At 40.0% G+C, this 12,500-nt stretch carries 12 protein-coding genes and 3 pseudogenes (1 of these 15 running past the window's edge); 10 read left to right on the forward strand and 5 right to left on the reverse strand.

Translation table 11 applies throughout. The features are described from left to right. Positions 1–381: 381 nt before the first annotated feature. Positions 382–1,431, reverse strand: a complete 1,050-nt coding sequence (gene arsB / locus X925_RS04460; RefSeq protein WP_121959251.1) for an ACR3 family arsenite efflux transporter — start codon at positions 1,429–1,431, stop codon at positions 382–384. Between the two features lie 134 nt (positions 1,432–1,565). Then, positions 1,566–1,928 carry a helix-turn-helix transcriptional regulator gene (locus X925_RS04465; RefSeq protein WP_103898152.1) on the reverse strand — a complete coding sequence of 121 codons (363 nt, stop codon included), beginning with the start codon at positions 1,926–1,928 and terminating at the stop codon, positions 1,566–1,568. Between the two features lie 396 nt (positions 1,929–2,324). Here X925_RS04465 and X925_RS04470 point away from each other — a divergent pair, with 396 nt between their 5' ends. Beyond that, positions 2,325–3,509 carry a sugar MFS transporter gene (locus tag X925_RS04470; protein WP_121959252.1) on the forward strand — a complete coding sequence of 395 codons (1,185 nt, stop codon included), beginning with the start codon at positions 2,325–2,327 and terminating at the stop codon, positions 3,507–3,509. A 1-nt stretch (position 3,510) separates the two neighbouring features. Here the strand turns inward: X925_RS04470 and X925_RS04475 are convergent. The 3 genes and pseudogenes from X925_RS04475 to X925_RS04485 all read right to left on the reverse strand — a co-directional run. Further along, a pseudogene (locus X925_RS04475) lies at positions 3,511–3,786 on the reverse strand (GNAT family N-acetyltransferase); the annotation flags it as partial. Between the two features lie 137 nt (positions 3,787–3,923). Further along, positions 3,924–4,805, reverse strand: coding sequence for an AAA family ATPase (locus tag X925_RS04480; RefSeq protein ID WP_041534021.1), 882 nt, complete (start codon positions 4,803–4,805; stop codon positions 3,924–3,926). Then, positions 4,744–4,974: an AAA family ATPase gene (locus X925_RS04485; protein ID WP_146026685.1), complete on the reverse strand. Its 231-nt coding sequence runs from the start codon at positions 4,972–4,974 to the stop codon at positions 4,744–4,746. Before X925_RS04485 ends, X925_RS04480 begins: the two co-directional genes overlap by 62 nt. An 833-nt stretch (positions 4,975–5,807) precedes the next feature. On the opposite strand from X925_RS04485, the pseudogene X925_RS04495 reads away from it, so the two are divergent. The 9 genes and pseudogenes from X925_RS04495 to X925_RS04535 form a co-directional block, all read left to right on the forward strand. Further along, positions 5,808–6,266, forward strand: a pseudogene (locus X925_RS04495) (glycosyl hydrolase); the annotation flags it as partial. Between the two features lie 87 nt (positions 6,267–6,353). Next, on the forward strand, positions 6,354–6,773 hold the full coding sequence (locus X925_RS04500; protein ID WP_121959253.1) for a holin family protein: 420 nt from the start codon (positions 6,354–6,356) through the stop codon (positions 6,771–6,773). After that, positions 6,770–7,774, forward strand: coding sequence for an N-acetylmuramoyl-L-alanine amidase (locus tag X925_RS10555; protein WP_121959254.1), 1,005 nt, complete (start codon positions 6,770–6,772; stop codon positions 7,772–7,774). Before X925_RS04500 ends, X925_RS10555 begins: the two co-directional genes overlap by 4 nt. 53 nt (positions 7,775–7,827) lie before the next feature. Continuing rightward, on the forward strand, positions 7,828–8,046 hold the full coding sequence (locus X925_RS04510) for an SHOCT domain-containing protein (RefSeq protein WP_013782347.1): 219 nt from the start codon (positions 7,828–7,830) through the stop codon (positions 8,044–8,046). A gap of 61 nt (positions 8,047–8,107) precedes the next feature. Continuing rightward, positions 8,108–9,676 carry a recombinase family protein gene (locus X925_RS04515; protein ID WP_121959255.1) on the forward strand — a complete coding sequence of 523 codons (1,569 nt, stop codon included), beginning with the start codon at positions 8,108–8,110 and terminating at the stop codon, positions 9,674–9,676. Further along, positions 9,640–10,131: a recombinase family protein gene (locus X925_RS04520; protein WP_121959256.1), complete on the forward strand. Its 492-nt coding sequence runs from the start codon at positions 9,640–9,642 to the stop codon at positions 10,129–10,131. The genes X925_RS04515 and X925_RS04520 overlap by 37 nt, the downstream gene beginning before the upstream one ends. Beyond that, positions 10,094–11,662 carry a recombinase family protein gene (locus tag X925_RS04525; RefSeq protein ID WP_121959257.1) on the forward strand — a complete coding sequence of 523 codons (1,569 nt, stop codon included), beginning with the start codon at positions 10,094–10,096 and terminating at the stop codon, positions 11,660–11,662. The genes X925_RS04520 and X925_RS04525 overlap by 38 nt, the downstream gene beginning before the upstream one ends. Before the next feature lie 76 nt (positions 11,663–11,738). Next, positions 11,739–11,962, forward strand: a pseudogene (locus tag X925_RS10605) (recombinase family protein); the annotation flags it as partial. Positions 11,963–12,161: 199 nt separating this feature from the next. Then, positions 12,162–12,500, forward strand: the 5' portion of a protein-coding gene (locus X925_RS04535) for a metalloregulator ArsR/SmtB family transcription factor (RefSeq protein WP_005584884.1). 36 nt of this gene lie beyond the right edge of the window; the window shows 339 of its 375 coding nt (coding positions 1–339); its start codon is at positions 12,162–12,164; its stop codon lies off the right edge, out of view.

A 12,500-nucleotide genomic window follows, 5' to 3' on the forward strand; every position in this document is an offset into this window, starting at 1 on the left:
TAATTATGATCTAACACGGGAGACAAGGAAAAAAATGTAGGTATTCGATATGGAACTAAACAGCTAACACCCCAGAGGTGGGCCACAGCAGACTTTCATCGCTCGCACATGCCGGCGCACAAATTCATGCATGATTGCTTTAAAATGCCGGCCATTTTGTAATTGCCAAACTCAAGGAAAAACTTTAGCTCAAAAAACATGATTTTATTTGATGCAATTTGTGAACCAGCTACCGTCCTTTGGGAGGCAACCAACTTCTTATATTGCTGATTCAGAGAGTAATCTGATAGAGATTGATTTCTTTAATCAATAGATAACTTCCCTTTCGGTAATCTAATATCTCTTATAAGAGTTATGAAACTATATAAATCAACCTTTGGTTTATGCATACTTGAACCATTCTTTTGTATTATTTGCAATCTTTACGAGCATCAACATAACAGGTACCTCAGTTAGAACACCAACTATGGTAGCAAGAGCGGCAGGACTTTGTGTACCGAAAAGAGAGATTGCAACAGCAACAGCAAGTTCAAAGAAATTTGACGCACCGATCATACTGGCTGGTGCTGCAATATCATGCGGCAGCTTTAATGCCTTACTTGAAAAATAAGCAATGAAAAAAACAAGGAATGTCTGTATGATCAGGGGTATTGCAATCAAAATTATGTGTAGAGGGTTGTTGAGAATAACATCGCCCTGGAATGAAAAAATGATGACTAATGTTAAAAGAAGTCCAATGGTTGTGACATTTCCAAACTTCGGAATAAATTGGTTCTGAAGATATTCCAGACCATGCTTGCGGATTATATAGTTCCTAGTTATTACTCCGCCTACAAGTGGAATGACAACGAACAAAATTACCGACAGAATCAAGGTGTCCCATGGAATAGATACTCCTCCTACACCAAGCAGAAATGCTACGATCGGAGTGAAAGCAACAAGGATAATCAAATCATTAGTTGCAACCTGCACAACAGTATATGCTGCATTGCCATTTGTCAAATGGCTCCATACGAACACCATTGCAGTACAAGGTGCAGCTCCCAAAAGTATGGCCCCTGCCAGATACTCCTTAGCTAGCTCCGCAGGGATAAGTGCTTTGAAAATCACAAAGAAAAACAACCAGGCAATTCCGAACATCGTGAAAGGCTTGATGAGCCAGTTCGTCACCCATGTTACAAACAGCCCTTTTGGATTTTTGCCCACGTTTTTAATGCTTTGAAAATCGACCTTCAGCATCATGGGATAGATCATGAGCCAGATGAGTATGGCAATCGGAATGGATACATTGGCATACTCGAAGCGTCCTAGAAACGCAGGAATTCCAGGGAGGAATCTACCAATCAGTACACCTGCAATCATGCACAAGATAACCCACACCGTGAGATATTTTTCAAAAAAACTGATCCCTGTATTTTCGCTTTTTTTCATATAACCACCCTTCAAATTCTATTGGATTTTTTGCAAAATCTATAGGACCTCTTCGACTTCTAAGATCTTGGTATAAGAGATAACTTCTCCATCCAAACTGTGCATGCGCCACTTTCAATAAAATAACGTCAATATCAAATAATTTTGATGTGTTTTTCCGTTTTAAAATTCTTATTAGATGGCTTGTTTTTGCAGCAATTGCTTTCTTTAGCAATCGCTTTAGGAGTTGTCAGCCTTTTAAGCAAAGTAGCCGCATAGGCACTACCTTTTTCACTAATTGTGTAGTACGTCCATTTCCCCTCCTTCCTGCTCTCCACAACGCCTGATTCAACCAGAATTTTCATGTGGTAGGAAAGTCCCGACTGCCCCAAGTTCAGCTGTTCTTGCAAAACACATGCACACTTTTCACCGGTGCGAAGTAGCTGGAGTATTCGCAGACGTGTTTCATCGCAAAACGCTTTAAATACCTTTGCCTGTTCATCATAAACAGTTGCCAAGATATCACCTCATATCAAAATTATTTGATATGATACTATTATATACATCATATCAAATTTTGTCAATGTGTTTGAAAGAGTTTTCGGACAAAGCAAAGATCTATAGATACTTGCTGGTCCAAAAGACATAAGCTACTAAAAATGATTTGGATACCAATTGTCACACATAAGGGCCAATTGTTATCTGTAATTATCATTATTTATGGTATGCTAATGGTGAGAGAAATCTCAGGAAATGTCTGGGGATGTATATTCATTTTTGTGTTTTTAAGGAATGCGTTTTAGCAAAAAGTATTTTCAAAATTAGGATTAAATCTGTAAATCTAATCAATCACCAAAAATACCTACACTACCATTCGAACTTATTCTAATTTAAATCAACGGAGAGATTTTAATATGTATTCTATTTTACTAGTGATTATCTATATTTCATTCATCAGTCTCGGATTGCCAGATGCTCTTTTAGGGTCAGCCTGGCCAAGCATGTATGAAGCATTACACGTGCCAGTATCGTATGCAGGAATTATAGCCATGATCATCTCTGGAGGAACTATTTTTTCAACTTTGTTCAGCGGTAAGTTTATTCATAAATTTGGTACTGGGAAATTGACCTCCATAAGCGTTGGAATGACTGCTATAGCGTTGTTTGGTTTTTCTATATCAACTTCTTTTTGGCATTTGTGTCTGTGGGGGATACCTTACGGTTTAGGTGCAGGAAGTGTTGATGCAGCACTTAACAACTTTGTCGCCCTGCATTACAAAGCTAGACATATGAACTGGTTACATTGCTTTTGGGGAGTTGGAGCCACACTTGGCCCATATATTATGGGGATATTGTTGACTACCGGTTTTAAATGGAATTCAGGATATTTTACTATTTCGTTAATTCAGATCGCTTTAACCTCTGTACTTTTTCTTACTTTGCCGCTATGGAAAGAGAAAAAAACAGATAACAAAACCAAAGAAGAAGGATACAAAAATTATTCTTTAAAAGAGGTTATTGCCTTACCTGGGGCAATGTCTATTATGATCGCTTTTTTCTCTTATTGTGCTTTAGAGGCAACCACTGGTTTGTGGGCGGCAAGCTATTTAGTTCTAAATAGAGGTATAGCTGCTGAAATAGCAGCCAAATGGGCTGCTTCATTTTATTTCGGAATTACAATAGGAAGGTTTATATCTGGATTTATAACATTCAAAATGAATAATAAAAATATGATACGTTTGGGACAAGGGATCATCATTCTAGGGTTGTTACTATTGATTCTTCCTTTTAGCAATTATACGGCATTTATAGGCCTTATCCTCATGGGTTTAGGTTGTGCACCGATATATCCAAGTTTGATACATTCAACACCAACTAATTTTGGTAAGAATGTTTCACATTCAATTATAGGGGTACAGATGGCTTCTGCATATCTTGGAATAACTCTTATGCCACCTTTGTTCGGATTTTTGCAAGAATATTTCAATATAAGGTTATACCCCATATATTTAACCATATTAACCTTTCTTATGATACTCATGGCCGAAAAGGCAAATAGTTTATTTTTGAGAAAACCTGCGATCAATAGTAATCCTTGATTTATTTAATATCTTTTGAATAAATCAACAACTCATCACGTTTGTACCACCCTGTTTTTTCCCAAAATGTCTTGCCAATTTCGTTTTCACAATAAACAAATAAATGACATTTTATAATACTTTTTTCTTTTAAACTGTTTAAAACCAAGTTTACCAATTCTTTCCCTATCCCATTTCTTCTATACTTCTTATCAACCGCAAGATGGTAGAGATATCCTCTTCTTCCATCTTCGCCACACAGGTTTGTACCGATGATTTTCCTGAGTTTGACAGTTACAAAAACGTAAGAATTCTAAAACAGGCATGAATAATAGCAAAAAGGCGTTTTTTGCTTTCTCTGTTTTTCAAAAGTGTCACTACATGCCTTCCTTCTCCTTTGTTTATCAGTGTTTTAGACTTAAGCTTTTACTTTGCTCAGTTCGCTCCACAGCTGACTACCGCCGTTTTATCACCTTCCTTGTAAAAACGTATAAGGTTACGGTAATCCCCAAGCAATGCGTCCGTTGAGTGTGTGACGATAATTAACTGTCCGTCTATGCCATCTATACCAAAGCAACTCTTCAAAAGCTCGGTGAATTCAGCATCTTGATTCTGCAGAATTCTCTTGTAGTAGCCGATGAGCGACCGTTGTAAGTACAGGTGAAGGTGGACTTCTGGTTCGTCAATCGACAATACGAGTGGCATCAGTTTTTTGCCTTTGTCGTCGCTATATAGGTGTTCCTCAAACGGAGTGGACTTACTTCTGTATAACTCCATTATCTGGCGCAGTATGTTTATCGAAGCCATCGCCAGATACTGGACACCGCTTCCTGTCGACTCAATTTTCCTATCACCATCAGAGAGATAGAAAAGGCTCATCAGCATTTCTGTTGGATTTGGGGCAATGGTTGCCTTGATGAAGTAGTCGTGGAAGCTGCGGATTTTGCCTAGATGACTGTTGATAAAATCCGTCAGCTTATTCACTTTCTCATCATTCAGAAATGTTGGAACACTATCGGAAATAAATCGCTCGATGATTCCATTTATGAGAAGTCCTGCTACCTTTTGCGAATCAAGGCGTAATTCTCTACTTGGGACAGACGTGGTCTCGTACTTCAGAAAGTTGATTTTTTTGATCAGCGGCTTCGGTATGCTCTCGTTTGAGTCTTCGTTAACGATTGTTGGATATGCTTCCTTGATGGTCTGAAGATAACGAATTTTCAGCAAGGAAGCATCATTTGAACAGAAGTTGTCGTCAAAAAAACCCTGCTCGTAGGGAAGCAATTTGATGTCCAGTTCGACTTTCGTAGTTGGCAAAATCCGCTTCTTCAAACCCCTTGCCACTGCATACAGTGTCAAGAAGAGATAAGAAGTTACTTTTGCCCAAATTGTTTTCACCAACAATATAATTACAGTCCGGGTTGAAGCAGACGGATATGCCGTCGATGTTCCTGTAATTTGAAATTTTAACAGAAATTATCCTCATAAGCCTTCCTTCGGATTGCACTTTACTATTCTCTTTATTCTACAGCAGAATTCCCCTAACCGCTCATGCTATTTAATTGGCTTGAGTAGGTGATAGGCACTCAACCCAGGAATTTACCTACACTTCACAAGCACTCAACTTCAGCCTTAATACTTGGCGAGTCTATATCCCATAAAAATTTACACCTTGTATTGTAACTTCATTAAAATTACCAGCAAGCACAAGGCACCTAATGTCAATGAGCGAACCCGTATGTTCAAAACATCCTTGTTGTTCTTAAAGACCTCCAGCATCCCCGGGGAATGAGTAGAATTTTTCTGAATTTTGCCGACTTGCAAGGAATGGCTCTTAAAATTTTCTTGGATTGCAGCAACCAAAGATGTCTTGGCTTCCCCACTAAGGACAATAACTGTTTTACCGTCAGAGTAAATCGCATCGAAAGGAAAGCATTTTGCAGAGATACTACTTTGCCACCGTAAAATTGGTAAAGCGGTTTTTACGGTAACTTATCTCGGTGGGTAGTAGACACCGATAATAATGAACGGGTTAGGAGATACATTGTGAAACTGCTTTGTTGTTCCTAGGAAGAAGTACAAATCCCGTGTCAAGAACCAATCGAAGCATTTTTCCTTGACCTTTGCGATTGCCACAGCTTCGTCTTTATTTGCTCTCTTCAGACAATTCCAATACAGCATACCGATTTCCCAATCCTCGATCATCATCTTAGATTGCTTACCAGAATCGTCCTCGAACCGATAGGAAAACTTATAAGGTACTTTCTGTACGACCTTAAATTCTTCCTCGATTTCTTTCAAGGTCTTGAACAGATGTAGCTGTTGCGGCTGGGCGATGCGTGGGTATATGAACCATACGAGTGTTTTGATGTGGAGCTTCCGGATGGAACTATAACCGGCTTTGGCAGGCTTGCTCGCACTGGTGTCACGTGGGATGATGAATTTCAGGTGTTTTCAGTAAATAGCGATGTGGAGGAATCGGTAACTCGCAGTGAGGACATTTCGATGGACTATGACTTTTTCCACTCACAACTTTTGGCGCTTTCTTGCGGTAATGACTATAAAGTAAAGATTATACCGAAAGACATCAATATCTGGATATCCCGTCTCTTCCTCGGAGATGCGGATGGTTTTTCTATTCTGTATTATCAGGATGTAGACAGCCTTGTTTACTGGGCAAATGAAGCGGCTTATCGGTGGAAACTGCGAGGCATAGCCATCTGGTCGCTTGGACAGGAGGATATGCGACTGTGGGAAGCGCTTCCGAAGCAAATATAGTTTAGATGTTTTATTAATTCAGCGCTTTGCTATAAGGCAGGGCGTTTTTTTATATGCAAAACTCAAGTTGAACGGAGGGTTAAGACAATGAAAACAGTATGGAACTGGGGGCAGGCGGTTTTTACTGCTATTGGCGGATTTCTTGGCTGGTTTCTTGGAGGGCTGGATGGATTTTTATATGCTCTCGTCGCTTTTGTGGCCATTGACTATGTGACCGGCGTGATGTGTGCCATTATAGACAGAAAGCTTTCAAGTGAAGTCGGAGTCAAGGGCATCTTCAAGAAGGTGCTTATTTTTGTGCTGGTGGGTGTGGGACACATCATCGACAGCCAGGTGCTCGTAAGCGGCGGGGCAATCCGGACAGCGGTCATCTTCTTTTACTTGAGCAACGAGGGCATTTCAATACTGGAAAATGCAGCACATATAGGACTGCCCATTCCTGAAAAGCTGAAGAACGCGCTGGAACAACTGCATGGCCGCTCAATTGAGGAGGATGAGAAGAAATGAAGCTTTTTACAAAGTACATGACGCGAAACGACTGCTATACGGCAGGTCGGAAAATCACGCCTAAAGGAATCATGGTACATTCGACGGCTGTGCCGGGCGTAATGGCGGCTGAGTGGTTTTCCCGTTGGAACAAATCTTACAAGGCCGGCGAAATAAATAGGCAGGTATGTGTTCACGCTTTTGTAGACGATAAAGAGGTTTGGCAATACCTGCCTTGGGATCATCGCGGGTGGCATGCGGGAGGAGCAGCCAACAATACCCATATTGGCTTTGAAATCTGTGAGCCTGCTGGGTTTTCGTATAAATCCGGGTCGGTAATGGTGGGTTATGATACAGCAAAGCAGGAAGATTATTTCCGTAAAGCGTGGCAGAATGCTGTTGAACTCTGCGTTATGCTCTGCAAGAAGTACGGTCTTAATGAGAATGACATCATCTGCCACTCCGAAGGATATAAGCTCGGTATTGCCAGCAACCATGCTGATGTGATGCACTGGTTTCTCAAGCATGGGGAGAATATGGACACTTTCCGTAAAGCAGTAAAAAAAGCGCTGGAGAACAGTACAGATATCAATACTGATATTGGAATTGGAGATATGGTGGAGTTTAAGGTCAGTGTAAAGAATTACTACCCCGGCAGTGTGGAAGTTCCAACGTGGGTCAAAAATGACTATTACCACAGGGTCACACAGACTTTATACAAAGGCAAGCCGGTCATAAAAGGCGGCAAAGAGTGTGTTTTACTTGGCAAAAAGGTTAAGAAATCCGGCGGTCAAGAAATTGCAGGCATAAACACTTGGGTAGCAAAAGAAAACCTTGTAATTGTAAACAGCATTCCTGATAACAAGAGCAATAGAACCTATACAGTGCAAAAAGGCGATACCTTATGGAGAATAGCGGAAAAAGAACTCGGTAGAGGAACAAGATATCCGGAGATTAAGAAACTCAATGGCCTGACTTCAGATACTATTTACCCCGGACAAGTTCTGAAATTGCCTAAATAACGATAAAGGACAGTCAATCAAGGCTGTCCTAAGTTTTTATAGGAGGTGCTTGAATGATAGAGGGGGCTAATCATTTACCATATAACCCGCAGGAAACGAACAATACAAAGATAACACAGGAGGAAATTCAAAGAGAGGTTGATTACTGGCGGGCATATAAAATCCTGCAAAAGATGCTTAAAGCGGGACTGATTTCAGAGGAAGAATTCGACAAAATCGACAAGTTAAATCTTAAAACTTTCTCGCCGATGTACGCACAGCTTATGGCCTAATTAGCTTGCTATTAGCGGCACACAGAGGTAACATGTCACATGCCCAAAGGAGGTGAAAACAGTGAGAAAGGTAACGAGGATTGATGGAAGCAATGCTCTCCAAGCTTTCAAGCCAAAGGTGAGGGTAGCGGCTTATTGCAGGGTTTCAACCGACAGCGATGAGCAAATGGCAAGCCTGGAAGCACAAAAAGACCATTATGAATCCTATATAAAAGCAAACCCGGATTGGGAATTTGCAGGGATTTACTATGACGAAGGCATATCAGGCACAAAAAAGGAAAACCGAACTGAACTTTTAAGGCTGCTTGCAGATTGTGAAAACAAGAAAATTGACTTTATTATAACCAAGTCGGTCAGCAGATTTGCCAGAAACACAACCGACTGTATTGAAATGGTGCGAAAACTTACCGATCTCGGTGTTTTCATCTATTTCGAGAAAGAGAATATAAACACACAGCGCATGGAAGGCGAATTGGTGCTGACAATTTTGGGCAGTCTTGCAGAAAACGAGTCATTATCCATTGCAGAAAATAGTAAGTGGTCTATCAGACGTAGGTTCCAAAACGGAACATACAAAATTTCGTATCCTCCCTATGGTTACGATTATGTGGATGGAAAGCTATTTATCAATAAAGAACAGGCTGAAATCATAAAGCGGATTTTTTCCGAGGCTTTGGCTGGTAAAGGCACACAGAAAATTGCAGATGGGTTAAATTTGGATAAAATCCCAACAAAGAGAGGTTCACACTGGACAGCGACCACTATCCGCGGTATCCTTAGCAATGAAAAATATACCGGGGATGTCCTTCTGCAAAAAACATATACAGATGAGAATTTTAAGCGGCATTATAATCGTGGTGAAAAGGATCAATACATGATAAAGGATCATCATGAAGCCATTATATCCCATGAGGAATTTGAAGCCGCCCAAGAGATATTAAAGCAAAGAGGTAAAGAAAAAGGCGTAATCAAGGGAAGCAGTAAATATCAAAACCGCTACCCTTTCTCGGGGAAAATCAAATGCGCAGAATGTGGCAGCAGTTTTAAGCGTCGAATTCATGGCAGTGGTAATCATAAATACATTGCCTGGTGCTGCACAAAGCATATAAAAGACGCTTCGGCTTGTTCAATGAAATTTGTCAGAGAGGATGGGATCCATCAGGCTTTTGTTGTTATGATGAATAAGCTTATTTTCGGACATAAGTTCATTCTAAGGCCATTGCTGCAAAGCTTAAAGAAAACAAATTACTCAGATAACATAACTAAGATTCAGGAGCTGGAAACTAAAATAAAAGAAAATACAGAGCGGGTACAGGTGATTATGGGACTTATGGCCAAAGGATACCTGGAACCCGCTCTTTTTAATTCACAGAAAAATGAGCTGAGCAAAGAAGCAGCCTTGTTAAAAGAACAAAAAGAAGCCATAAACCGCGCAATTAATGGGGGAATGACTGCTCTTGTTGAAGTCGAGAAACTTCTTAAATTCGCAATGAAAGCTGAAAAGCAGATTGATAAATTTGATTGTGAAATATTTGAGAACTTTATTGAAGAAATCATTGTGTTTTCGCAGGAGGAAATAGGTTTCAAAATGAAATGTGGATTGAACCTGAGGGAAAGGATGGTGAGATGATGAGCCATATACCTTTTGGATATATCATTCAAAACGGTAGGGCTGTAATTAATGAAGAGGAAGCAGTTAAGATTGAGAAACTATTTGAGGCTTATCTTTCCGGGCTTTCTTTAAGCGAAGCGGCACAAAAAGCAGGTATTAAGCGCTACCACACATCTGTTGCAAGAATGCTTTCAGATAAACGGTATGTTGAGGACAAATTTTATCCGCCAATTATCAGCAAGGACACATTCGAAAAAGCACAACTGGAAAGACGCAGGCGAGCTGAGGCGCTTGGCAGGATTTATGAACATAAAGGAAATGAAAAGAAATACCTGAATTTTAAGTTTCATGCTTCAATGCCAGATAATCTATACGATGATCCATTTCAGCAGGCAGAGTATGCTTATAGTCTTATTAAGAGCGAGGTGATTTTAGATGACAACCAGGAATGTTACGGTAATTCCTGCCCGTAAGCGAATCGGGAATAGTGCAAAGGCCGAGGAATTGCCTAAGCTTCGGGTAGCAGCTTACTGCCGTGTTTCTACGGACAGCGAGGAGCAGGCAACCAGTTATGAAGCGCAAATTGAGCACTACACAAACTACATCAAAAGCAATCCAGAATGGGAGTTAGCCGGTATATTTGCAGATGAAGGTATTACCGGAACCAACACAAAAAAGCGTGAAGAATTTAACCGGATGATAGAAGAATGTATGCAGGGCAAAATCGATATGATAATTACGAAATCTATCAGCCGGTTTGCAAGAAATACGCTGGACTGCCTAAAGTACATAAGGCAGCTTAAAGAAAAAAATATTCCGGTTTACTTTGAAAAGGAAAATATAAACACATTGGATTCCAAAGGAGAAATCCTGTTGACCATTATGGCATCTTTGGCACAGCAAGAAAGCCAATCGTTAAGCCAGAATGTAAAACTGGGTATTCAATACCGATATCAGCAAGGAAAAATCCATATCAATCACAACCGGTTTCTTGGCTATACAAAGGATAAGGATGGCAATTTAGTTATCGTACCTGAAGAAGCTGAGATCGTCAAACGCATTTACAGAGAATATCTTGAAGGTTCCAGTATGCTACAGATAGCTAGGGGTTTGGAGGCTGACGGAATTCTGACGGGTGCAGGCAATCCCAGATGGCATACCAGCACCATCAATAAGATTTTGAGAAATGAAAAATATATCGGTGATGCGCTGTTGCAGAAAACTTATACGGTAGATTTTTTATCAAAGAAAAGGGTGGCCAATAACGGTATAGTTCCTCAATACTATGTAGAAAACAGCCATGAGCCCATAATTCCGCGTGAAATTTATATGCAGGTTCAGGAAGAGCTTGTCCGCAGAAGATGTGTGCATATAAGTAAGAACGGAAAGAAGAGAAACTACAGCAATAATCATCCCTTATCCCAAATGGTGTTCTGCGGCAAGTGTCATGAAGTATTCCGCAGGGTTCATTGGAATAACCGAGGGAAAAAATCCATCGTTTGGAGATGCGTCAGCAGATTGGAAAACACCGGTTTGTTTTGTACCGCTTCCACTATACTTGAAGATACTCTCAAAGAGAAGATTGTAGAAGCTATCAATATAGCCGTCAGCGGGAAAAACTCTTTCCTGGCCATACTGAAAAAGAATATTGAAACCGTATTAAACGAGGATTTGGACGAGAGTACGGCAGATATTGATAAAAGGCTGGAAGAGCTTCAAGCCGAGTTGATCCAATTGGCAAATTCAAAGGAAGCATATGATAATATTGTCAATGAGATTTACCGCTTACGGGACTTAAGGCAAGAAACCCTTTCAAGAAACGCTCTCCGTCAAGATAAGCGGGATCGGATCGCTGAGATGACGGACTTCCTTAATATGCAAACCGGTGGTATTACGGAATTTGATGATAAACTGGTTAGAAAACTAATTGAAAAGGCAACTGTATATAATGACAGGCTAGTGGTAGAGTTTAAGTCAGGGTTAGAAATAGAAGTAAACCTATAAGCTCGTATTAAGATAGCCGCCAGTAGGGGAAGAGTACTTATACTATTATAAATAACTACAGGAGACATAATTGGATTACCGATTGCGGGAGCAGAAGCAAAATGCGCTGGTTAAAAATGCAGAGCGTGAAGGAAGAAGCAGCGAATAGCTGAAATGACAGACTTCTTGAATGAACAGTCCTATGAGCTGGAGGAATATGATGAGCAACTGGTAAGGCGGCTTATTGAAAAAGTTACGGTATTTGATAATAAGCTGACCGTTGAGTTTAAGTCTGGAGTAGAGATTGATGTATTAATTTAAAATGAACCTGACCGCCGATTGAGGAGAAATACTTCTTGATGGGCGGTTCTTTTCTATTTATACTTGGGGATAATCTAATAAATAAACACACTTGAACAATTACTCATATGTTTTTATTGACAAACGGAGAATTGAGGTTTATAATATATATGAAAGCTTATTCAAGTGTTCAATTGAATGATAAGGAGGTGATATAAATATGGCAAAAAAAATTCAACCAATTGAAAGATGCGACTGTGATGTAATACATGAGGAAATTGTAAATAAAGTGCGAGAAAAAATGCCTCAAGAAGAAACTCTATATGATCTAGCAGAACTATTTAAAGTTTTTGGAGATTCAACAAGAATTAAGATACTCTGGGCATTAGATGAATCAGAGATGTGCGTTTGCGATATTGCATTCTTATTAAATATGACCCAATCAGCAATTTCACATCAGCTAAGAGTCTTAAAGCAGGCTGAACTAGTAAAGAGCAGAAGAGAAGGAAAGATTGTATTCTACTCTCTTGAAGATGAACATGTAAAGCAAATATTTGAC

Origin of the sequence: Petrotoga sp. 9T1HF07.CasAA.8.2 (genome assembly GCF_002895585.1) — a bacterium.
GTDB lineage: Bacteria > Thermotogota > Thermotogae > Petrotogales > Petrotogaceae > Petrotoga > Petrotoga mobilis.